Raw genomic sequence first — 21,108 nt, 5'->3', positions numbered from 1 at the left:
GCAGGGAAATGGAAACGCGAGAATAGCACGCCGGCGCCATGGAAACAGCTGGGTTCCTGCCGCCGTTCAGGGCGCCATCGTCCTCGCGACCCTGAAACCGAGGGTATCGAACTCAACAAGACGGTTGCGCCTGACGCGACTGGCCGAACGGACACGCTCGCTCTCGTTGCGCCAGGAGCCACCGCGGACCATACGGAAATTTGGATCGCTATCCTGAAGCCATACTGAGGCATCCGTCGGCGCGCCGACGTAAGTCTCGTGCCATGGATCCTCGACCCACTCCCAAACATTGCCAACCATATCGTGCAACCCGAACGCATTTGGCTTGAACGTTCCGACGGGCGAGGTCTGCTGCAGCTTCCAGTCACCGCCACAGCCATCGCAATTGGCATCGCCGGCTGCCGCATCATCGCCCCAATAATAGCGCGTAGTCGTGCCGGCGCGCGCCGCATACTCCCATTCAGCCTCGGTCGGCAGGCGATAGTCCTTGCCGGTGACTTGCGAGAGCCAGACGACATAGGCCTTGGCATCTTCCCAGCTCACGTTGATGACCGGCATTTTTCCACGTCCCCAATGATCGGGGACCTGTGCGCAGGCAAAGGCAACCGTGCATGCATCCCAATCGTCGAATGTGACTTCGAACCTGGAGACGGCGAATGGCTTTGCGATGGCCACCTTATGCTGCGGGCCTTCGCTGTCTGCGCGGTCGGGGTCATTTGCCGGCGAGCCCATGGTGAATTGACCGGCAGGAATGACAACCATTTCCGGACAGCCCTTCGCGCATTCCTTGAACGTCGAACCCGGTTTGGCGGCCCTCGCCTTTTCCGCTCGAGCTGTCAGGACGGTCAGCTCGGATTTGCGAGGCTGCTTCATCGCGCTCTGAGCAACCGCTTCAACAGCCGGGCAGCACAGGCCCGCAAAGCTCGTTACGACCACAGCGACAAAGCCTTGCGATATCGTTGAAGTCCGGCACATAACCCCCTCCACCGATTCAACATTCGGCCAAGCGTGAGACGTCGCTGTAACGGTGTAAAGACCCCATATGACGTAGGTTTCACGCGTAACAGTGTTTAACTGCGGCGCGGCTTAAGCAGAAAATAAGCGCACAGCAGGATCGGAATGCCAAGCGTGATCCATGACACGCCGTCCCACACGCCGTCGCCGACCAGCGCCGAGATCAGGCCAACGGTGCTGAGAATACCGAGCACGAGCGGGACCAGGAAGATCTGGCCGAGTGTCTGACGCCGCGGCGAATGAAACCGTCGTCCGGTCATGACGTGAACACCGGACGGTCAGAGGGTGTCGATGCACTGCTGACAACGGCGTGCTCGATGCTCACGCCCGACTGGCGCCGCCGTAACCACAGATAAAGGCCGGTGATCAGCACCGCGATGGTGATGATGTCGAGGATCGCCCAGATGATCTTGAGCGGCATGCCGCCGTAATCGCCAAAGTGCAACGGTTGCGAAACCAGCAGAGTGGACACATACCATGGCAACTCTCGGCTGTCGGTCATCTGCCCGGTTTCGGCATCGATCAGCGCGGGCTTCAAGAGCTTCGATGTCAGCGGCGTGTTGCCACGCATGAAGACGGCATAGTGGCTCTTGCTCGAGAAGATGGTTCCGGGAAACGCCACGAACGCCGGCTTCATGTTCGACTCGGCCCGCAATGCCACCTGCACCGCGGCGTCGATCGACGACGGACGCGCCGGCGGCGGCTTGTCCTTGTATTGCGCCGTCATTTCCGCGAGCTGGCCGAATTGCCAGATCTTGATGACGAGCTCGGCCCAAGTGTTGATGACACCGGTGAAGCCCACCACCAGCATCCACATCACCAGCACGATGCCTGAGAGATTGTGGATGTCGAGCCAGCGCACCACGCGCGGCCGCCCACTGCGATAGGTACCGAACTTCAGCTTCCGCATCGACGGCGCGTAGACCACAATCCCTGAAATGATCGCGACACAGAACAGGATGCCCATCAGGCCGAGAAAAAGTTTGCCGGGCAGGCCTGCGAACATGTCGGTGTGCAGCTTCAGCATGATGTAAGTGAAGCGGCCGGTGACATCGGGCGCGTCGAGATAGGCGGCGGTATGTGCATCCACCCGCACAAGGCGGTTGGTGGATGGGTCCACATCGATCGACTTTCCGATGCTGACCATCAGCGAATTGGGGTCGTCGTCATCCCAGATCAGGAAGTGAGGAACATGTCCCGGCTCCTTGGCGAGGCTATTGGCGACCACCGAGTCCAGATTGGCCAGCGGCGTCCCCTCGGGCACCACCGCTGCCTTGACTTCCTCATGGAGCAGATCGTCGATCTCGTGATGGAAGATGAGCGGCAGGCCGGTGATGCACAGCATTAGCATGAACACCGTGCAGACGATGCTCGACCACTTGTGCACCCAGCCCCATTTGCGCAGCGCTCCGCTCGTCACATCGCCCTCCTAGTTCCACGCGTATTTCAGCGTGCCGAGGACGGTGCGCGAGGTGCCCAAACCGCAATAAGGCAGACCTGTCAGGCAGGACACCGTGTAATACTTGTCGAACAGGTTGGTCGCGTTGATCTGTGCTTTCCAGCCCTTCAAGTCCGGCCGCCAGTACGCGAGATCGTAGCTGACGCTGGCATCGAACAACGTGTACGACGGAATGACGAAGGTATTGAGGTCATCGCCGTAGCTCTGGCCTACGTAACGGACGCCGGCGCCGATACCAAAGCCAGCGAGACCTCCGTCAAACCAGGTGTACTTCGCCCACATCGATGCCTGATCAAGCGGAACGCCCTGCAGATATTTGCCGGTTTTGCCGGGCACGGAGCTCTTCGTGACCACGGGATCAATCGTCGTAAATCCGGCTATCAGCTCCAGCTCGCGCGTGACGTTGCCCCTCGCCTCGATCTCGAAACCGCGTGAGCGCGCCGCATCGGTCTGCAGGGAGGTTAGGCCAAACGTCGTCGGGTCCGGAGTCAGAACGTTATCCTGATTGATCTCAAACAGAGCCGCCGTGACCATGAGGTTCATGCCAAGGGGCTGAAACTTGACGCCAATCTCCTTGCCGTCGCCCGTGGTCGGCTTGAACGGCTTGAGATCAGGCCCGCCGCCGGTATTCGGGACGAACGACGTTGAATAGCTGATGTAAGGCGCGAGTCCGAAATCGAATAGGTAGCTCAAACCGACGCGGCCGGTCTGCGCCGAGTCCGAGCGCTGGTAAAGTCCAGGCAACGGATAGACTCCCTTCGCATCAAGCTCCGTGTTGACGAAATCCTGACGCCCTGTCAGCGACAGCATCCAGCGGTCGAGCTTGATCTGGTCTTGAGCATAAAGGCCAACTTGATCGATCTTGTTGTCGCTCAAAATAAATGATGGCAACGATGCAAATGGCGGGATCGACGCGCCATACCGCGGATTGTATGCGTTGATGGAGGGAAAGGTGCTTGTCGGGTTGAATACCGGGTCAAAATAGATAATCGATCCCTGAGTTCGGTAATCCGTGCTGCCGGTCTGGTGCAGATAGTCCGCACCGACCAGAACCTTGTGCGTCAAGATTCCCGTCCTGAAATCCGCCTGCAGCTGGTTGTCGAGGGTCACATTCTCCGCCTCGGCTTTGACGTAGTTATAGGATCGCGCCACCAACTGTGTGGGATTTACAGGGTCCATGCCCTCCGAGCGCGTGCTCTGCAGATCGTTGGTGACCTTCGTGTAACGCATGTTCTGGCGAAACTGGATGTTGTTGTCGAAACGATGCTCGAAGGCGTAACCGATCATCGACTGTTCGAGCTTGTAACCGTCAACCGATGGCTCGCCGAGATAACGGCTGTAGGGAACGGGGCCGTTCGGATTTGGCAGGAAGGAAACCTGCCCCGGCACATACTGCTGGTAGCCCTTGTTGTCGATCTTCTGGTACTGCGAGAGGATCGTGAAGCTCGTATCCGTGGTCGGGCGCCAGGTGAAACTCGGCGCGATGAAGAGCTTGTTGTCCTGCATGAAGTCAGTCTGGGTATCGGCCAAGCGGCCCAAGCCGACAATGCGATAGAGAAACTCGCCGTTCTTATCGATTGGCCCGCCGATGTCGAACGCGCCTTGCTCGTAGTTGAAGTTGCCGAAGGTCGTCTCGAAGTCGTAATGCGGCGTCACGGTCGGCCGCTTGCTGACCATGTTCAGCAGTCCGCCTGGATCTGACTGTCCATAGAGGCCCGATGACGGCCCCTTCAAAACTTCGATACGTTCAAGCCCATACGGTTCGATTTTCGGAATGGCGAACGTTGTGCTGTCGGTCGGAAGCCGAAGACCATCGAGATAACGCGGTGCGTCGAACCCACGAATTTTGAATCCATCGAAGAATGCGTTCGCGCCATAACCCTGCAAAGCAACACCTGGCGAATAGCGCAGCGATTCCTGAACCGTTTGCGCTCCCTGCTCTGCCACCTGATCCTTCGTGATCACAGAGATCGACTGCGGCGTCTCGAGGATCGGCGTGTCAGTCTTGGTCGCGGTCACGCTCTGGTGCGCGAGAACACCGTTGACCGGACCGGTCCCACTCTCGGGCGTCGGGATTGGGGCAGCTGTTGTCTGCGTGGGTGCAGGCGCCGGAGCAGGCGCAACACGCTGACGCGGACGGTTACGCGTGGAGGTGACGCGAACTTCCGGCAACTGCGTTCCGTGCTCCGGTGCTGCAGACTGGGCGAACGATGGCGGCGCCTCAAAGCCGCCGCTGAAAACCACAATGCCAAGCGCGCCCTTGAATGTGGCGCGCAAAATCCTTCTCGAAGCCGTAAGCCCCATGACAAAGTCCCCATCTCCACTGCCTTGCGGCCTAAGCCTTTGAAAAAGCAGATTTGGAAATGGGGCGCCTTTGCGCTTGCGCAGAAAATCTTTGATTGATTGTCGAGGCTATCGAAGGAGGCTCTGTTCCGCGGCCGCTGTACGTTGGGCGAACTTGGCGCGAAATCTTAGCGGAGCCTGTTACCGCTGTGCGCGATAGGTACTCGGCGAAGCCCCGAAATACTTGCGAAAGGCCGTGGCGAAGTTGGCGGGATTGGAATAGCCCGCAACGTAAGCCGCTTCCGTTACCGACAGATTTTGGTGGACCAATGCTTCGCGCGCCAAGCCCAGCCGCTTATTTCTCAGGTAGTCATTGGCGCTGACGCCATAGATCGCCCGAAACTGGATGTTGAAGGTTCTGCGGCTCGATCCCGCGCGCCGTGCCAGCTCCGCAATGCTCCACGGATAGCTGGGATCGGCGTCCATCAGCTCTTTCACCGATTGCAGGCGCGCCCGCTTATTTCCAGAGGGCGGATCGATATCCGCATGATGGCGTAGCGCGAACAGCGAGCGCGCCAACAGCTCTGTCGCCTGCGCCTTGATCAACAATTGGCCTGCCCGCCCCTCGATTGTCGGCGACAGCATGTCCGCTGCCAGCGCCTGGACGCGCGGCGTCGCCGGTATATTCATCGAAAACACGGGACGCTCAGTCATACTGAACAGTTCGGTGAATTCGCGTTCCAGCCCGAGCCGCTGGATCGACGGCAGCGGGAACGCGACGCCCACCGCGCGTATGTGCGAGCCACCAGCGACATCGCCATTGCACAGCGTCGGTTCGCGAACCGCCATCGCGAGCACCTGGTTATCGCAATAGGAATGCCTGTCGACGCCGTCGCTGGTACCTCCCCGCCCCTTTCCTTCGAGCACGATGGAGAGAAATAGGCCGGGCTTGACGATGCCGTCGGAATGGAGGTCCGCAGGCAAAGCGAAATCGCTGCGCTGGACGACACAGCCAGGCGGTTCCAGCCAGAACGCGAGCTTTGAGTAGACGTCTTCGATAGGCTGGTTCTCGGCGTCGAGAACGCGGTAATTCTCAAAAATTCGATCATAAACGTGAGTCATAAGGCACTATGACGATCTGCGTCTGAAGCCTCAACAGATCGCGCATGTCTTTAGATGAATTCGAAAAATACACGCGGAATAAAGCCATGCGGCCGACTCAGCCATCACACTAGGGTTGATCGAGTAGTGTCCGCACCTTCTCCGCCAGAGCATCAATGCTGAACGGCTTCGACAAGAGATGCGTTCCGGCATCGAGGATCCCGTTGTGCACGATCGCATTTCGCGTATAGCCCGTGGTGAACAGGATTTTCAGATTCGGTTTCATCTTGCGCAAGATGTCCGCCATCTCGCGCCCCGACATCTCAGGCATCACCACGTCGGTGAACAGCAAGTGCACCTGCTGCCCCTGCTCGAGTAGGCGGATGGCTTCCGTCGGCCGGCTCGCTTCGACCACGGTGTAGCCGAGATCGCGTAGCGCTTCGACGGAGATCGCCCGCACCCGCTCCTCGTCTTCGACGACCATGATGATCTCGCTGTGGAGGCCGCCGTAAATATTGTTCTGTGGAGAAACTGCTACGTACTCATCGGCGACACCGAGATGGCGCGGCAGATAAATCTTCACCGTGGTCCCGACGCTGGGCTCTGAATAAATCTTGACGTTGCCGCCGGACTGTCGGACGAACCCATAGACCTGACTGAGGCCAAGGCCGGTGCCTTTGCCGACTCCCTTCGTCGTGAAGAACGGATCGAACGCTTTCTCTATCACGTCGCGTGTCATGCCGGTGCCGGTATCCGTCACGGCGATGAGCACGAATTGTCCCGGCGCGAGGACATAATCTTTCGCATATCTCTCATCGATATAGGCATTCGTCGTTTCAATGGTGAGCTTGCCGCCTTGGGACATCGCATCCCGCGCATTGACGGAGAGATTCAGCAGCGTGCTTTCGAGCTGCGCGGGATCGATCTTCACCTGCCACAGGCCCGCTGAGAGAACGGTTTCAACATTGATCGTCTCACCCAGCGTTCTCGAAAGAAGATCGCTCATGCCGGCAACCATGCGGTTGACGTTCATCGTCTCCGGCGCGAGCGGCTGTTGGCGCGAGAACGCGAGCAGCCGTTGCGTCAGATTCGCGGAACGCTTCGCGCCATCCATCGCGCTGTCGATGTAGCGCTGGATATCCGTCTCTCCCCGATCCAGCTTGCGCTGAACAAGGTTCAACCCACCGATGGTCACCGCCAGCATGTTGTTGAAGTCGTGCGCGATGCCGCCGGTGAGCTGACCGACGGCCTCCATCTTTTGCGCCTGCCGGAGCTGCTCCTCGGTCTTCAGCCGCTCGGAAATTTCGTCGCGGACGCGCTGCTCGAGTGTGGAATTCAGCGCCTGAAGCGCGGCTTCCGCCCGCCGCCGCTCCGCCAGTTCGCGTTCCGCGGCCTGAAACAGCCGGGCATTATCGATGGCTGTCGCCGCATGGCCCGCGATGCCGAGCAGCGCGGTCTCATGTTCAACCGAGAACTTGCCCGTTTCAGCATGACCGAAGAACAATCCGCCATGGACCTCGCCCGAACGCGACACCACCGGCACCGCGAGATAAGAGCGAACGGGCAGATGGCCCTCCGGCATCCCCTTGCGCGGCGCGTTCTTTCCGTAACGCGGATCCTTCAGGATATTGTCGGAGCGGATCACTCCGGTGCCGAGAAACGTCGGCTCAAAAACCGCCGTCGAGCGCGGCATCGGATAGTTCGCAAACGCCGAGCGCGGCGCACCCGACAAAGCGTAGAGCATATAGCTCGCACCGTTTTCGTCGAGCACATTATAAAAGAAGGCACCAAACTGCGCGCCGGAAAGCTCGACACCGGCATCGGTGACGATCTGCACGATCTTGTTGAGATCGAGCTCCTTCGCCACTGCCGCACCTGCATCGTTCAGCAGGCGCAGATGGCGTTCGGCCTTTTTCCGCGCGGTGATATCGATCACCGTCCCCACAAAGCGCGTGGCGTGTCCGTGATCGAAGATCGCATTTCCGGTTGCGGCGATCCAGCGCTCGACGCCATCGCTCAGCCCGATCGTGCGGTACTCGATGTCGTACGACCCACGCGAGGCTGCGGACAGTGCAGTTTTCACCGCCTCGTGGGTAGACGCGCGATCGTCCGGATGAACACCTGACAGAAACGTATCGTAGGTGACCTCCGCGTCGGGCTGCAGACCGAACATGGCTTTGCAGCGTTCATCCCAGCGCAGAACATGCGTGACCGGATCGAAATCCCAAGTTCCTATCGATGCGGCTTCCGTCGCCAAATTGAGGCGGTCCGCACTTTCCAGCGCCGCCTGCTGCGCCCGCACGCGCTGGATATGCGCCCAGGATCGCTCGGTGACCTCGCTCAACAGCGCGAGTTCATCGTCGCTCCACTTGCGCGGCACCTTATCGTGGATCGCCATGAGCGCGGTCAGGCGGCCCTCGATCACCAACGGAATGCAGATCGTCGCCGCCAGTCCCAAGCGTAGAAAAGTCTGCGCTTCCTCAGGCACGAGTTCGACAGCGATATTGTTGAGAATGAGCGGACGGCCCGCGCGCAAATTCTTCACCGCGAGCTGCCCGAAGGTGGCGAGGCTGTAGTAACCGACGATGCTCGCCGATCCCCGCGCATTCCAGTCGCCGCGGATCGTGAAGTGGTCCTGATCTGGCTCCATGTCCGCATAAGCGCAGACGGCGACTTTGAGGTACCGCCCTAGCATCTTCGTGGTTGTTCTCAGGATATCGTCAGCATCGACACTCTTGGCGGTTTCCTTAGCCAACATATCGAGAAAGCGCAGCCGCGATTCGTTCTCCCGGAGCGCATCTTCGAGCGTCTTGCGCCGCGCCTCCGCGAGCACACGCTCGGTCGTCTCCACCACGATAGCAATGACACCGCCCGGCCGCCCGCTCTCGTCGATGACAGGCGAGTAATCCAGATTCATCCACGCCTGTTCAGGGCGCCCTCGCCGGGACAACACCAGGTTTTGGTCCTTGTAGGACAACCTTCCACCAGCCAGGCCGACCTTCATGACGTTGTCGTTGAAATCGGCGACCTCGGGCCAGCCCTCGCGCACCTTGCTGCCGAGCAGTTGCGGGTGCCGTCCTCCGGCAAAAATCGAATAGGCATCATTGTAGATCATGATGCCGTCCTCGCCCCACAACAGGACGATCGGCACGGGTGAACACAGAAGCATGCCCACCGTGGTTTTCAGGCTTTGCGGCCAAGATACAGGGGGACCGAGGGAAGCTGACCAATCATGCGCCCCGATGAGAGCCGCCAGTTCACCATCACCGGTCAGAAAATCAGTATTGCCCTGTAACTTAGTCAATTCCCATCGCCCCAATGCGCCCGCTGCCCACTTCGGGGCAAAGGTGTGATCCTTGAAAATCTGTAAACTCAGGATTGGTTCCCATCCCCTTGAAATAAAGCAGGATTAATCCACAGAGGCTTGGTCTAAACGGCACACCGCCCGGACGGTACGGTAGTCGGCGACCTTCTGCCGGACGCCAGGCGAGAGATGTCGCATCACGAGCCATACGACTGCCCGATACCTTTCCGGTTCCCAAAATCCGTGCTTCAATAAAGATCGAACGCGGGCAGAGATCGCCGCATCACAGCGTTCGGGGGGCCAATGGAGACCAGCGCTTCGTCACCCTGCAGCTGCCGCTTCGGCGGATTGATGAGCACGTTGAAACTGGGTGCACAGCCGCGCGCGGGAAAGCGGCGATTTCAGATCGTCGCCGCGCTGCTCCTCTTTCTGGCCTCATGTGTTCTCTCCGAAGCCCTTATCGCGGATGACAGCGAGCTGGAGTTCGCTTCGTCCGTTGCGATTGGATGTCTTGCCGCAGTGACCTTCGCGCTCGGGACCCTCAGCGGCATCATCGGCGTGTTCGGCTGCGACGACTGCGTGTCGCGGCTCTAATCATCCGCTCACCGGCGAAACCTCGGGGTCCGCCGCCTGCGCCAGGATGTATGAGCAGATCGAGACACCCGCACATTGCGACGCAGCAGCTCATTCAAATTTGAATCGATGTGCTCCCTCTTCGCTTGCCGGACATTAAGCAAGCGCTCTCCAGCCTGTTGGCAACAATTCTTCAACCATTGGAGAACGCGCAACGCCCTGCCATCAAACACACCTCGGACAACTTAAACGCGATTGCATTTGTCCGGATCGGCAGGGGGACCGATGTTCTGGTGGGAAGTCGCATTCATGGCGATCGCAGGCTATGCGGTGCTCACAATCGGTATCGAGCGAGCGCCTCACAGCATGGAAAGCGATAACGAAAAAGCCCGGCAGCCGTAAGGCTGCCGGGCTTTGAATTCAGCCTTGAATTGTTGGAGGCCCAGCCTGGATTTGAACCAGGATATGAAGCGTTTGCGACGCTCCCGCGTAGACATTCCGCCACCGGGCCAATGCGAATTTCTTGCACGAGATTATTCCCGAAGGCAAAGGCACATTTTGACTTTGGTTAAGAGGAACCAAATCCAGCAAAGAAAGAGAGCACTGAACGATGATGTTACTGCAGCGCAGCGACGACAAATGTCGGATTCCGCACAGATGTTAAAAAAATATCGCATAGCGATTGTTTCTCCACAGCCGAGATGATGGCCGCGTGTGCCACCCTCCTTTTTCGGTTTTCTATTTTGACACAGATGAGACACCGCTCTGCGATTGGTGTTGCACCGAGCGCCGCGACGCACCTGACTTGCACCCACGCCGCTTCAGGCCTATACGAGCGCATCAATTCCAACAGGATGTGTGCAGCAATGGATTTCAACCCGACCGCAATGCCAGTTCGCTTTGCCACCGGGGAAATCCATGTCCGTATCTGCATCCATCACACTGTCGCATCTTGCCTGGTCCGCGCCTGACGGCCGGCAACTCTTTTCCGATCTTTGTTTAAGCTTCAATGCCGAGCGCGCGGGCCTCGTCGGCCGCAACGGTGTGGGCAAAACCACACTGTTGAAGCTGATCGCGGGCGGGCTCCCTCCTCATGCAGGCACCGTCACCGTCAACGGGACGATCGGCGTGCTGCGCCAAAGCGTGCAGGTGGCGGTTGACGAAACCATCGCCGACCTGTTCGGCGTCCGCACGGCCCTCGCCGTCCTTCACCGCGCTGAGACAGGCGAAGCCAGCAACGATGAACTTGCCGACGCCGACTGGACGCTGGAGGCGCGGATTTCGTCTGCGCTCACCGAGGCTGGTCTCGATGCAGAGCCCGAAACCTCTCTCGCGACATTGTCGGGCGGACAGCGCACGCGCGCCAGCCTTGCGGCACTGACTTTTGCTCAGCCCGATTTCCTGCTGCTCGACGAGCCTACCAACAATCTCGACCGCGACGGCCGCGACGCGGTGATTGCCTTGCTCGCAAAGTGGCGCGCCGGCGCGATCGTGGTCAGCCATGATCGCGAGTTGCTGGAGACCATGGATGCCATTGTCGAACTGACATCGCTCGGCGCGACGCGCTACGGCGGCAATTGGAGCCTCTATCGTGAGCAGAAGGCATTGGAGCTTGCCGCCGCGCGGCATGATCTGGCCGATGCCGAGAAGCGCGTGGCAGAGGTCGCGCGCAGCGCTCAGGCAGCAGCGGAGCGCAAAACGCGCAAGGACAGCGTAGGAAAAAAGCAAAGCCGCAAGGGCGGGACGCCGCGCATCGTGCTCGGTGCCATGCAGGACCGCAGCGAAGCCAGCGGCGGCGACAATACACGACTTGCCGAGCACAGACGCACGCGGGCGCTTGAGGATGCAGCGACCGCTCGCAAGCGTATCGAAGTGCTGCAGCCACTTGCAGTCATCGTGCCGCCGACCGGCCTGGCCGCGGGAAAGACCGTGCTGATAGTCGATGGGCTGACTGCGGGCTATCATTCGGAACGTCCGGTCATCCGCGACCTCTCCTTGGCCATCACCGGCCCCGAACGGATCGCAGTCACAGGACCGAACGGCGCGGGCAAGACGACACTGCTCGCGGTCATCACCGGACAACTCCGGCCTTTGGCGGGGACGGTTCGGACCATGACGCCGTTCGCGATGCTGGACCAGCGCGTCAGCCTGCTCGATCCGGCCGTGTCGATCCGTGACAATTTCCAGCGCATCAATCCCGACGCGGATGAAAACGCCTGCCGTGCTGCGCTCGCGCGTTTCATGTTTCGTGCCGACGCTGCGCTACAGACCATCGCAACACTCAGCGGCGGACAAATGCTGCGCGCAGGGCTTGCCTGTGTGTTGGGCGGCTCAACACCGCCGCCGCTGCTGGTCCTCGACGAGCCGACCAATCATCTGGACATCGATGCCATCGAGGCTGTGGAAGCGGGCCTGCGCGCTTATGACGGCGCCCTGCTCGTCGTCAGCCACGACAATGCCTTCTTAGAGGCGATCGGTATCACCCGCCGGCTGGAGTTGACACGAATGCAAATCTAACGGCGGATGAGCAGAACACCACCGATGAGCAACGCCACGCCGATGATGCGCGGCAGATCGACGGAGCGCTGTGCCAGACCCAGCAGGCCAAAATGGTCGAACGCCACCGAGGCGACGAGCTGCCCCGTGATCAGCAGTGCAAAGAAAGTCGCCGCCCCGAGCTTCGGCACCAGCACCACCGCAAGACCGATGAAGATCGCGCCGAACAGGCCGCCGCTCCATGCCCACCACGGAACGCGCGCCGCGACGCTCATTGAGGGAATGGGATCGCGTAACGCAATGGCCAGCACAATCATGCACAGCAAGCCAACGAAGTAGCTCATAAAGCCGGACCATGCCGCCGAGTTCAGAAGCATGCGCAGATTGGCGTTCAGCGCCTGCTGGAGAACGATGCTCGCACCTGACACGACTGCCAGCACCATCAGCATCAACGAATTCGACATGAGCTTTCCTTGGACTTTTCCTTGGGCATTCCTGGCCTGCGGCCGCATATTTAAAGGGAGGCGCGCGCGGCTCGCGGAACCCATCACCTTCGCTAGGCCCTGGAGCCACCCCTGTCGAAGACTTTCCGATAGTTTTCCAACGCTTGCTGAAAAGTCCTGCCGATCACTGTGAACAGCGTGACACAGAACAAACAGTGAAATCAGATTCAGGATGGAACCCGCACAGTCCGGCAGACTTAACATCGGTTGTGCAGCGTAGGAGTAACCGATGGCCCCGCGAGCCAATTGGAAGGGTTTTCTGCGTCTATCCCTGGTGACCTGCCCTGTGGCGCTTTATCCGGCCACCTCGGACTCTGAGAAGATCAGCTTCAACCAGATCAACAAGAACACCGGCCATCGCGTCAAATACATGAAGGTGGACGCGGAGACCGGCGACGAGATCGGCAGTGACGACATCATCAAGGGCTACAAGGTCGATACCGATACTTACGTCCAAGTGACGAAGGAAGAACTCGACAACATCGCGCTGGAATCCACCCGCACCATCGACATCGACGAGTTCGTGCCCAAGTCCGACATCGACACGCGCTATTTGATCCGCCCCTATTATCTGGTGCCCGACGGCAAGATCGGCCACGACGCGTTCGGCGTGATCCGCGAGACCATCCGCAAGATGGATATGGTGGCGCTCGGCCGCGTGGTGCTGACCAATCGCGAGCACATCGTCGCGCTTGAGCCGCTCGGCAAGGGCCTGATGGGCAACCTGTTGCGCTACCCTTACGAGGTGCGCGACGAAAAGGAATATTTCGACGATATCCAGGACGTGAAGATCACCAAGGACATGCTCGATCTCGCGCAACATATTGTCGAAGGAAAATCCGGCGAGTTCGAGCCGGAAAAATTCGAGGACCATTATGAGACGGCGCTGATCGAACTGATTAACAAGAAGAAGAACGGCCAGCGGATCGAGGCGCCGGCGAAGTCGCGCACCGCAGGCAATGTGGTCGACTTGATGGACGCCTTGCGCAAAAGTCTCGCGGGCGGCAAAAGCCCTGCTCCCGCAAAATCCGATACTTCCGCTGCCAAGCCAAAGCGGGCCAAGAAGCGCGTGGAAGGTCAGCGCGAGATGCTGCTACCCATCGCAGGCAAGGGCGGCGAGCGCAAGAAGACAGCCGAGAAGCAGGCGGAGAAACCGCAGCGCTCCACGGCGCGCGGCAGGAAGGCAAGCTGATGGGGATCGACCGCTGGAAGCAGGAGCATCGCAACTGGCGCCCCAGCGGCGTGAAGGTCGTGGTGCCTGAAATGCAGCCGGAAGAGCCCCCGGCCGCTCTTATTGCGAGTGAAAAGACATCAAGCGCCGCGAAGAAGGCAAACTCGTCAGCCAGCCGCGCCGCCAGCGCTACCGACAAAGCTCAGCCGAAGCGAAGCAAGCGTTGATGAGAACTCAGCCGGACTCCGGCTGGACTTCCGGCTCCTGCGGTGCCTCTTCCCCAAACTTTGCGCGGGCTGGTTTCAGATCAAAGAGCCTGACGAACTCTTTGCACGGTTCGCAAACGAAAGTACGCGGCTCGATCTGTCGCATCGCGAGATTACAGGCGGGGCACTTCATGCGCCTCTAACGCACCTGCAATGGCTTCGTTCCTCACCCAACAATTACAAAAAAGAAAGGCTCCTTGCGGAGCCCTTCTGCCTGCAGCCTATCGTCCCATCAAAGCATTCCGCTTAGTGCCAGAACAATGCCAACAGAATGATGATTGGAAGCGGAATACCAAGAATCCACAGCAGTGCACCTCGACCTAAACCCATCACGATCCTCCATCGTTTTGATGTGGGACTAACATGCAAGGCTCGATGGGGTTCCGAGGGCTCTTGCAATGCTGCATGCGCTCCCCAGCTTATATGCATGAAACAATCCGACACTTACCGCGAAAATTCCGACAACTGCCGCAGGCTCGCCGACGACGCGCTCGATGAGCCGCAACGCAAGCGCTACCTGCGCATGGCGGAAGCTTGGCTGGCCCTTGCCGAAGAGCAGGACTGGCTTGACGGCGAGTCGTCGGCATCAGTCGAAAAGCAGCCATCAACGAACTGAACGTATCGACGTGCGAAGCGCACGCGTGATTTTCGCGTGACGCGCAGCGCCGCACGCCCGCATCGGGATTTAGGGATCTAACTTGTCCGACCAGCTCGCCCTCTTCGCAGCGTCGCCGTCGCATATGCCCGAAGGCCTGCACTACATGGAAGACTTCATTTCATCAGCCACCGAACAGGAGCTGATCGCGCAGGTCGCGGCACTGCCGCTGCGGCCGTTTCAGTTCGGCATCTACGAGGGTAAGCGCCGAGTAGTTTCATTCGGCTTCAACTACGATTACACGAAACAGCGGCTGGAGGACGCCGAGCAGATCCCGCCATGGCTCCTTCCGATCGTCGCGCAGGTTGAAGCACACGGTGGCGAAGGCACGCGGATCGCGCAGGTGGGGTGTATAGAATACGGCACCGGCGTCGGCATCGGCTGGCATCGCGACAAACCGCAATTCGATCGGATCTTTGGGCTGTCGCTGCGCTCGCCTTGCAAATTTCGCTTCCGCAAGCCGAACGGCAGCAAGTGGCAGCGCTTCACACTCGATGCAGCGCCGCGTTCGCTTTACATGATGTCGGGCGAGTCGCGACAGGTGTGGGAGCACAGCATTCCCGGCGTCGAAGCCCCGCGCTATTCGATCATGTTTCGCACCATGGCTAAGAGGCCATAGGGCCAGCTACTCTGCTATAATCCAGCCGATTCATCTTCGGAACCAGACGTATAGATGGCCAGACGCACAGGCAGCGCCGATCTTCCCCTCCATGGCGGGCGCGTTCCGCCATGGCTCGGTACGCGCATGGCCTCCCTCGGCGCGATCATCACGCAGGCGATCGTGCATCACTACGGCCGCGATGAATTCCTGCGGCGTCTGTCGCACCCATTCTGGTTTCAGTCGTTCGGCGCCGTGATGGGGATGGACTGGCATTCGTCCGGGATTACGACGAGTGTGATCGGTGCGTTAAAACGCGGTCTCGCTCCCCTGCAAGGTGAGCTCGGCATCCATGTCTGCGGCGGCCGCGGCCGGCACTCGCGAAAGACGCCCGACGAACTTCAGGCACTGGGTGATCGCATCGGCTTTGACGGAGCCAAACTCACCCGTGCCAGCCGGTTGGTGGCAAAAGTCGACAGCGCGGCGGTGCAGGACGGCTTCGATCTTTATCTGCATGGTTTCTTCGTCACCGACGACGGCAAGTGGACAGTGGTGCAGCAGGGCATGAACGAAGATAAGCGGCAGGCGCGCCGCTACCACTGGCACTCGGAAAATCTGAAGAGTTTTGTCGACGAGCCGCACAGCGCCATCGATGGCCCGGCGCAGGGCGAGATCGTCAATCTCACCGATCATCGCGCGGAGACTTCCCGCGCCGCGCAACTCGAACTCCTTGGCGACTTGGGTCCGGATCGCATTCTGGCGGAATACGAGGCGCTGAATGACGGGCTGCCGAGGCAGGCCTTGCTCCCCCATCTCATCATGCCGGCACATCACGAGGTCCGCTCGAAGGATGTCTTCGTCCGCCGCCTGCATGGAACGCTTGCCGCCGCGGCCGAGCGCGGACCCGTGGACTTTCCCGATCTGCTGTTGACACCGGGCGTCGGGGCACGAACCGTGCGCTCGCTCGCGATGGTCGCCGAGGTGGTGCACGGCGCGCCCTATCGCTTTGCTGATCCCGCACGGTTTTCCCTGGCCCATGGCGGCAAGGACCGGCATCCCTACCCGGTCCCGCTCAAGGTCTATGACGAGACCATCCGCGTCATGAAGTCGGCTGTCCAGAACGCCAAGCTCGGGCGCGACGAAGAAATGCACGCCTTGAAGCGCCTCGACGATCAGGCCAGGCGATTGGAGCGCACCGCGCGGGGACCTTCGTTCGACGCCTTCGTCGCCACCGAACGCGCGGCTTCACCCGTGCTCGACGGGCGATCGGTGTTCGGCTCGGAGAAGGACGTCGTCGACCGCAAGACGTCGGGAACCTGACAATCCAAGCCGGGAACGAAAGAACGATGGAGCATTTGACTCCGCTTAGTATGGAGTTGCGTCATGAGTACACCGTCGATCGTCCCCTCCGAGACCTTCTACATTGTTCGGGATCAGGCCTCCGACGGCGACGTCCTCCGCGAAATAGACGTGAGACATTCCCATTTCGATGACGTGCTCAACGACATGGTCGCAGCGCGCTACCACAAGCCGGTGGCCGTCTATGCATTCAATCCGGAGGAAGGTTGGTCGCGCGACGTCTCGGAGGAATTTGCGCGGGAGCTGCAAAGCTTGATCGATGTCGCCCAAGGCGAAGTAGAAGGCGAATTGAACGTCTCGATTGATGAGTTCATGCGGCGTCATGCATGGCACGGGCGCCAGTTGCGCTTTCGCCTGTGAGCGATCGCACGTTTACACCGCGATCAGGACGATTCCAGTTCAATACGCGATGAGCGGTTAGGGCGAGACAAGCCGCGCGCGAGGATCTTCATGTCCTCGGATCTACCGCTTGCGATCAGCCGCGCAAACTCTTCGTTCGTAAACGGCAAATCATCATCGGAGACCGGGCGCTGTCCCCTGCGAAAGAAAATTTTGAACCACCGAGCCAGTCGCTTCATCCGAAGGCACCCCCGCTTGATGCTCTTCAACGTTGACCAAGTCTAAGCGTTCCTCGGCACACGCTGCAAGCACAGCTTTGTGCTGCTCACATGCAGGCGCGCAGCAGCGGAGGCATTAGCGCTGTTAACAATGGCGATGTGACGGCCAACCCAAGCGTTCTCAAATTGCGCCGCCACGAATTTTGCGGCAGCGCAACGCTGAGTAGTCAGCGGAACTCGTGCCCGGAATCCGAAGTCGCCCCATACTGCAGCGCACAGCGTAGCAAACTTCGAATTCGAAAGGACACTGGAGCTTATATTTTGCTAGCCACCAGAGAAAAGCTTTACGCGTGAACGTCGTGCCGCAATTGCGTTGCGGCATCGTACACGCGGATCTGCAGCGTCGGAAAACGGCGCTTCAGCTCGAGTGCACCGCGTTCGGCGCCTTCCTTGGTGCTGAATTCGGTCTTGATGCGACCGTCGATCTCGAGCGCATACCCAGTCTTGGGGAGATCAGGAGAATGAAGAACCATGTCGTAAGTCCAGCAACGTCGTGAGGTGACCTTGGTTACGGTGAGTCCGGCGGTGCCGACAAGCGCATTGAAAGGTGGACAAGCCGCCGCCTGTTTACAACAGCGTCGATTCGCATTCGTGACTTTCGCAATCTACACGCGAAGGAAGACAGGCTGATGATTGCGGCGCATCAATTACGGCGCGGCGCGCGATCCGGGCACACATCCCAGAAGCCGCGGGTGCGCGACCGATTGGTGTAATACCAACAATAGCCCGGCGCGGGCTGCTGCCCCGCCACCATCGGGTTGGTCTTCGAGGGCGGGAGAACGCCGCGCGCCACGCCGGAGGCGATGGCGCTGTTCGGTCCGAAGCCGTAACCGCCGGGAATCGCGCCGGTGCCGGCGTAGCCCGGCTGATATCCCGGACGAATGCCGGTCTGCATGCCGGGGCGGATGCCTGAATGGACACCGCTTCTCTCGCCACTCATCTGGACTTGGAGCAGATCGGCGCACACGCCGGACGCATCAGCCCGATACGCCGGGATAGCGCCAGCCGGCGAGCTTATGATGACCCCGCCCAAGGCAAAAGCTATCGCGCCGGCGCGTTTCATAACTCCGTCCTGTTGACGCAGGCCAAGCGGCATCCCTTAATCGAACGTACCAGTTCCAACGCGTCGCAAGCGGCAAGCGTTCCTGTTCCGTGGAGGTTATCGGACCCGGGGGTGATCTTCGGCCTCCCTCATGCCCGGCCTACACGTCGCACCTGGCATCAGCGAATAAGCGGCTGGACCAGCGAACCCGCAAGCTTCCGGTCGCGACTATGAAGAGGACGCCTCTTCTTTCGGGACCATCGACCATGATCCGCCGCCTCGCCTTTGGCCTCCTATCCGCCCTGTGCCTGCTGGCTTCCCATGCTGCCCGCGCTGAAGGGCCGGACCCACGCGACATCAAGACGATCACGGCCTGCCTTCAGTCCTTCGACAAGGGCATCGCGCCGCAAGAGGCCTATGAGGCTTGTGTCAGGAAGATCGCCAGTCCCTGCATGAACGACGATGAGGACGGCGTCCCGCCGGCTCAGCAGATCGAATGCTTCAACCGCGAACAGGCGGTCTGGGACAAGATCCTGAACGACTCCTACAAGACAATGATGGATGGCCTCGAGCCGGAGCAACAGCAAAAGCTGAGAGCCATGCAACGCTCATGGATCCAGACCCGCGATCTGAGCTGCGCGTTCTACTACGATTACTTTCAGGGCTCGATGGCCAATCCTATGATGGCGTCATGCGACAACCGCGAGACCGCGCGGCGCGCGATTTATCTGCGCATCTTCGCTCAGGATATGTCGCCACGAAAATGACGGCGGCCATTTAACCGGGCCGCCAACTCTGCCCGCTGAATTGGAAGCAAATATCCGACTCTCCAGCGAACTTGAGCCCGGCTTCGCGCCGGGCCTCTTTTTAGAAGCATCTTGTTCCTCATGCCGCGCGCACGGTGTGCAGGAACTCCCGCACCTCGAGCTTCAGGCGATTGCTCTCATCTGCCAGCGCCTTGGCTGATGAGAGCACCTGAACCGAAGACGAGCCGGTGGATGCCGCGCCTTCGTTGACGCGATTGATGTTGGAGGCGACATCGTTGGTGCCGGCAGCCGCCTGCTGCACGTTCCGCGCGATCTCCTGCGTCACCATGCCCTGCTCTTCCACCGCCGCGGCGATGGTGGTGGCGATGCGCGAGATATTGGAAATGGTGGTGCCGACATCCTGAATGGCGCTGGCTGAATCGTTCGTCGCCGATTGAATGCCGGCAATCTGCTCGGCGATTTCCTGGGTCGCCTTGGCAGTCTGCGCCGCCAACTCTTTTACTTCGGCCGCGACCACCGCGAAGCCCCGGCCCGCGTCGCCCGCACGCGCCGCTTCGATGGTGGCGTTGAGCGCCAGCAGGTTGGTCTGGCCTGCGATGGTCTTGATGAACTCGCTGACGTCGCCGATGCGCGCCGCCGCCTTCGTGAGATCCGCAATGCGCTGATCGGTGACCTGCGCCTGCTGAACCGCGTCCGCCGAGATGCGCGTCGACATTTCCACCTGACGGCCGATCTCCCTCACCGACGAGGCCATCTCTTCGGTGGCGGATGCCACCGACTGGACATTGCTCGACGCCTGCGACGAGGCCGAGGCGACATTCACCGCAAGGCCCTGCGTGGTGCCGGCGATCTCGGTCAGCGATCCCGCGGCGGCCTCCAGCTCGGTCGAGGACGAGGAGACGCGATCGATGATCTGGCCTACCGCGGCCTCAAACCGATCCGCCAGCGCGTTCATGTCGGCCTTGCGCTGCGCCGCGCGGGCCAGGGTTTCGCGGGCGGCCTCGTCCGCTTTCGCGAGCGCTTCGTTCTCGGCGTTCCGGCGAATGATGGTGACGGTCTTGGCGATATCGCCGATCTCATCGCTACGGGAGGCGCCGGGGACTTCCGAATGAACATCGCCGTCAGCCATCGCCTGCAAGGCGTCGTTGAGCTTCTGCAGCGGCGCGGCCAGCCACAATACCACAAAGGCGATGGCCGAGAGACCGATCAGGATCGCTACCACCGCCAGACCGATCATGGAGCGCTGGGCACTATCAAAGATGCCTTGGGCGCCGCTGGTCGCCTGCTTCGCCGCGATGTTGTTGAAGGCAATGTCCTCGTCGAGCGGCTTCAGGGAATCGAGATAGGTCGTGCCGTTTTTGGGGCTGAATAGGCTGCCCAGCTGGTCGCGATCCTGCGACAGCGCCTCCTGCTGCAGTTTCAGATAGCCCTGCCATTTCTCGCTGAAAGCGGTCCAGTATTTTCGCTCATCGGCGTTCGCGATGAGCTTCTCGTATTGCTTGCCGGCAAGTTCCATCGCTTCCATGTGCTCGTTCAGCGTCTTGACCCGCGTGCGACGGCTTTCGCCTTCCGTGGTCGCGACATGCGTTGCATCGAGGCGGATGCGCGTGGCGAGGTATTTCAAATCGCCGAGCGCCTTGATCGACGGCATCCAGTTGGTGTCGATGTCCTGGGCAGAGGAATTGATCTTGTCGACCTGGGTGATGCCGTACCACCCCTCACCCGCGATCATGACGACAAGCAAAGAGAGCACTGCGATCAGGGACGTCTTCAACGTGACGCGCATCATGTTCATTCCAATTTCCAAATCATGCCTGTGCATGACAGCTCGGAAAATGACCGCGAGCTATTAATCGGGTGCTAAATAAAATGAGGGTGCGTCTCAATAAGCGCAAAAATA

General features: G+C 60.0%; 19 protein-coding genes and 1 tRNA gene. 9 read left to right on the top strand and 11 right to left on the bottom strand.

The window, feature by feature from the left end; all coding sequences use genetic code 11:
• Positions 1–66: 66 nt before the first annotated feature.
• The 6 genes from ACP0KA_RS21660 to ACP0KA_RS21635 form a co-directional block, all read right to left on the bottom strand.
• Positions 67–975: a formylglycine-generating enzyme family protein gene (locus tag ACP0KA_RS21660; protein ID WP_424630776.1), complete on the bottom strand. Its 909-nt coding sequence runs from the start codon at positions 973–975 to the stop codon at positions 67–69.
• Between the two features lie 95 nt (positions 976–1,070).
• Complete coding sequence (locus ACP0KA_RS21655; RefSeq protein WP_424630775.1) at positions 1,071–1,274, bottom strand: hypothetical protein; 204 nt, start codon at positions 1,272–1,274, stop codon at positions 1,071–1,073.
• Positions 1,271–2,401, bottom strand: coding sequence for a PepSY-associated TM helix domain-containing protein (locus ACP0KA_RS21650; RefSeq protein ID WP_424631684.1), 1,131 nt, complete (start codon positions 2,399–2,401; stop codon positions 1,271–1,273). The genes ACP0KA_RS21655 and ACP0KA_RS21650 overlap by 4 nt, the downstream gene beginning before the upstream one ends.
• 42 nt (positions 2,402–2,443) lie before the next feature.
• On the bottom strand, positions 2,444–4,750 hold the full coding sequence (locus tag ACP0KA_RS21645) for a TonB-dependent siderophore receptor (RefSeq protein WP_424630774.1): 2,307 nt from the start codon (positions 4,748–4,750) through the stop codon (positions 2,444–2,446).
• A gap of 207 nt (positions 4,751–4,957) precedes the next feature.
• Complete coding sequence (locus ACP0KA_RS21640; RefSeq protein ID WP_424630773.1) at positions 4,958–5,878, bottom strand: helix-turn-helix transcriptional regulator; 921 nt, start codon at positions 5,876–5,878, stop codon at positions 4,958–4,960.
• Positions 5,879–5,987: 109 nt separating this feature from the next.
• Positions 5,988–9,026, bottom strand: a complete 3,039-nt coding sequence (locus ACP0KA_RS21635; RefSeq protein ID WP_424631683.1) for a GAF domain-containing protein — start codon at positions 9,024–9,026, stop codon at positions 5,988–5,990.
• A 486-nt stretch (positions 9,027–9,512) separates the two neighbouring features.
• On the opposite strand from ACP0KA_RS21635, the gene ACP0KA_RS21630 reads away from it, so the two are divergent.
• Positions 9,513–9,755: a hypothetical protein gene (locus ACP0KA_RS21630; RefSeq protein WP_424630772.1), complete on the top strand. Its 243-nt coding sequence runs from the start codon at positions 9,513–9,515 to the stop codon at positions 9,753–9,755.
• A gap of 414 nt (positions 9,756–10,169) precedes the next feature.
• Here the strand turns inward: ACP0KA_RS21630 and ACP0KA_RS21625 are convergent.
• Positions 10,170–10,245: transfer RNA gene (locus ACP0KA_RS21625), tRNA-Cys, on the bottom strand.
• A gap of 407 nt (positions 10,246–10,652) precedes the next feature.
• Here ACP0KA_RS21625 and ACP0KA_RS21620 point away from each other — a divergent pair.
• On the top strand, positions 10,653–12,251 hold the full coding sequence (locus ACP0KA_RS21620; RefSeq protein ID WP_424630771.1) for an ABC-F family ATP-binding cassette domain-containing protein: 1,599 nt from the start codon (positions 10,653–10,655) through the stop codon (positions 12,249–12,251).
• Here ACP0KA_RS21620 and ACP0KA_RS21615 read toward each other — a convergent pair.
• The gene (locus ACP0KA_RS21615; protein ID WP_424630770.1) at positions 12,248–12,694 is read right to left on the bottom strand and encodes a DMT family transporter; all 447 of its coding nucleotides are present in this window, start codon (positions 12,692–12,694) and stop codon (positions 12,248–12,250) included. The two genes, ACP0KA_RS21620 and ACP0KA_RS21615, sit on opposite strands and share 4 nt — an antisense overlap.
• Positions 12,695–12,962: 268 nt before the next feature.
• On the opposite strand from ACP0KA_RS21615, the gene ACP0KA_RS21610 reads away from it, so the two are divergent.
• The 6 genes from ACP0KA_RS21610 (at position 12,963) to ACP0KA_RS21585 (ending at position 17,142) form a co-directional block, all read left to right on the top strand.
• Positions 12,963–13,925 carry a Ku protein gene (locus ACP0KA_RS21610; RefSeq protein WP_424630769.1) on the top strand — a complete coding sequence of 321 codons (963 nt, stop codon included), beginning with the start codon at positions 12,963–12,965 and terminating at the stop codon, positions 13,923–13,925.
• Positions 13,925–14,131: a hypothetical protein gene (locus ACP0KA_RS21605; protein ID WP_424630768.1), complete on the top strand. Its 207-nt coding sequence runs from the start codon at positions 13,925–13,927 to the stop codon at positions 14,129–14,131. Before ACP0KA_RS21610 ends, ACP0KA_RS21605 begins: the two co-directional genes overlap by 1 nt.
• A gap of 466 nt (positions 14,132–14,597) precedes the next feature.
• On the top strand, positions 14,598–14,786 hold the full coding sequence (locus tag ACP0KA_RS21600; RefSeq protein WP_424630767.1) for a hypothetical protein: 189 nt from the start codon (positions 14,598–14,600) through the stop codon (positions 14,784–14,786).
• 82 nt (positions 14,787–14,868) lie between these two features.
• A complete protein-coding gene (locus tag ACP0KA_RS21595; protein WP_424630766.1) occupies positions 14,869–15,444 on the top strand; it encodes an alpha-ketoglutarate-dependent dioxygenase AlkB in 576 nt (191 codons plus the stop codon).
• 54 nt (positions 15,445–15,498) lie between these two features.
• Entirely contained in the window at positions 15,499–16,743 is a 1,245-nt protein-coding gene (locus tag ACP0KA_RS21590; RefSeq protein WP_424630765.1) for a DUF763 domain-containing protein, read from the top strand.
• 63 nt (positions 16,744–16,806) lie between these two features.
• A complete protein-coding gene (locus ACP0KA_RS21585; protein WP_424630764.1) occupies positions 16,807–17,142 on the top strand; it encodes a hypothetical protein in 336 nt (111 codons plus the stop codon).
• Between the two features lie 541 nt (positions 17,143–17,683).
• On the opposite strand, the gene ACP0KA_RS21580 is transcribed toward ACP0KA_RS21585, so the two are convergent.
• Complete coding sequence (locus tag ACP0KA_RS21580; protein ID WP_424630763.1) at positions 17,684–17,872, bottom strand: hypothetical protein; 189 nt, start codon at positions 17,870–17,872, stop codon at positions 17,684–17,686.
• Positions 17,873–18,042: 170 nt separating this feature from the next.
• Positions 18,043–18,462, bottom strand: coding sequence for a hypothetical protein (locus ACP0KA_RS21575; RefSeq protein ID WP_424630762.1), 420 nt, complete (start codon positions 18,460–18,462; stop codon positions 18,043–18,045).
• A gap of 245 nt (positions 18,463–18,707) precedes the next feature.
• Here ACP0KA_RS21575 and ACP0KA_RS21570 point away from each other — a divergent pair, with 245 nt between their 5' ends.
• A complete protein-coding gene (locus tag ACP0KA_RS21570) occupies positions 18,708–19,208 on the top strand; it encodes a lysozyme inhibitor LprI family protein (RefSeq protein WP_424630761.1) in 501 nt (166 codons plus the stop codon).
• A gap of 118 nt (positions 19,209–19,326) precedes the next feature.
• Here ACP0KA_RS21570 and ACP0KA_RS21565 read toward each other — a convergent pair whose 3' ends face one another.
• Positions 19,327–21,003 carry a methyl-accepting chemotaxis protein gene (locus ACP0KA_RS21565; RefSeq protein WP_424630760.1) on the bottom strand — a complete coding sequence of 559 codons (1,677 nt, stop codon included), beginning with the start codon at positions 21,001–21,003 and terminating at the stop codon, positions 19,327–19,329.
• Between the last annotated feature and the right edge of the window lie 105 nt (positions 21,004–21,108).

The sequence above is a fragment of the Bradyrhizobium sp. SYSU BS000235 genome (assembly GCF_049747295.1).
GTDB lineage: Bacteria > Pseudomonadota > Alphaproteobacteria > Rhizobiales > Xanthobacteraceae > Afipia.
Note: the sequence above shows the minus strand (reverse complement) of the source record. Positions and strands in the feature narration are given on the sequence as shown.

Coding starts and splice junctions, on each gene's coding strand:
- ACP0KA_RS21660 (WP_424630776.1), bottom strand. CDS start 975: ATGTGCCGGACTTCAACGATATCGCAAGGCTTTGTCGCTGTGGTCGTA.
- ACP0KA_RS21655 (WP_424630775.1), bottom strand. CDS start 1,274: ATGACCGGACGACGGTTTCATTCGCCGCGGCGTCAGACACTCGGCCAG.
- ACP0KA_RS21640 (WP_424630773.1), bottom strand. CDS start 5,878: ATGACTCACGTTTATGATCGAATTTTTGAGAATTACCGCGTTCTCGAC.
- ACP0KA_RS21635 (WP_424631683.1), bottom strand. CDS start 9,026: ATGCTTCTGTGTTCACCCGTGCCGATCGTCCTGTTGTGGGGCGAGGAC.
- ACP0KA_RS21630 (WP_424630772.1), top strand. CDS start 9,513: ATGAGCACGTTGAAACTGGGTGCACAGCCGCGCGCGGGAAAGCGGCGA.
- ACP0KA_RS21620 (WP_424630771.1), top strand. CDS start 10,653: ATGTCCGTATCTGCATCCATCACACTGTCGCATCTTGCCTGGTCCGCG.
- ACP0KA_RS21615 (WP_424630770.1), bottom strand. CDS start 12,694: ATGTCGAATTCGTTGATGCTGATGGTGCTGGCAGTCGTGTCAGGTGCG.
- ACP0KA_RS21610 (WP_424630769.1), top strand. CDS start 12,963: ATGGCCCCGCGAGCCAATTGGAAGGGTTTTCTGCGTCTATCCCTGGTG.
- ACP0KA_RS21605 (WP_424630768.1), top strand. CDS start 13,925: ATGGGGATCGACCGCTGGAAGCAGGAGCATCGCAACTGGCGCCCCAGC.
- ACP0KA_RS21600 (WP_424630767.1), top strand. CDS start 14,598: ATGAAACAATCCGACACTTACCGCGAAAATTCCGACAACTGCCGCAGG.
- ACP0KA_RS21590 (WP_424630765.1), top strand. CDS start 15,499: ATGGCCAGACGCACAGGCAGCGCCGATCTTCCCCTCCATGGCGGGCGC.
- ACP0KA_RS21585 (WP_424630764.1), top strand. CDS start 16,807: ATGAGTACACCGTCGATCGTCCCCTCCGAGACCTTCTACATTGTTCGG.
- ACP0KA_RS21580 (WP_424630763.1), bottom strand. CDS start 17,872: ATGGTTCTTCATTCTCCTGATCTCCCCAAGACTGGGTATGCGCTCGAG.
- ACP0KA_RS21575 (WP_424630762.1), bottom strand. CDS start 18,462: ATGAAACGCGCCGGCGCGATAGCTTTTGCCTTGGGCGGGGTCATCATA.
- ACP0KA_RS21570 (WP_424630761.1), top strand. CDS start 18,708: ATGATCCGCCGCCTCGCCTTTGGCCTCCTATCCGCCCTGTGCCTGCTG.
- ACP0KA_RS21565 (WP_424630760.1), bottom strand. CDS start 21,003: ATGAACATGATGCGCGTCACGTTGAAGACGTCCCTGATCGCAGTGCTC.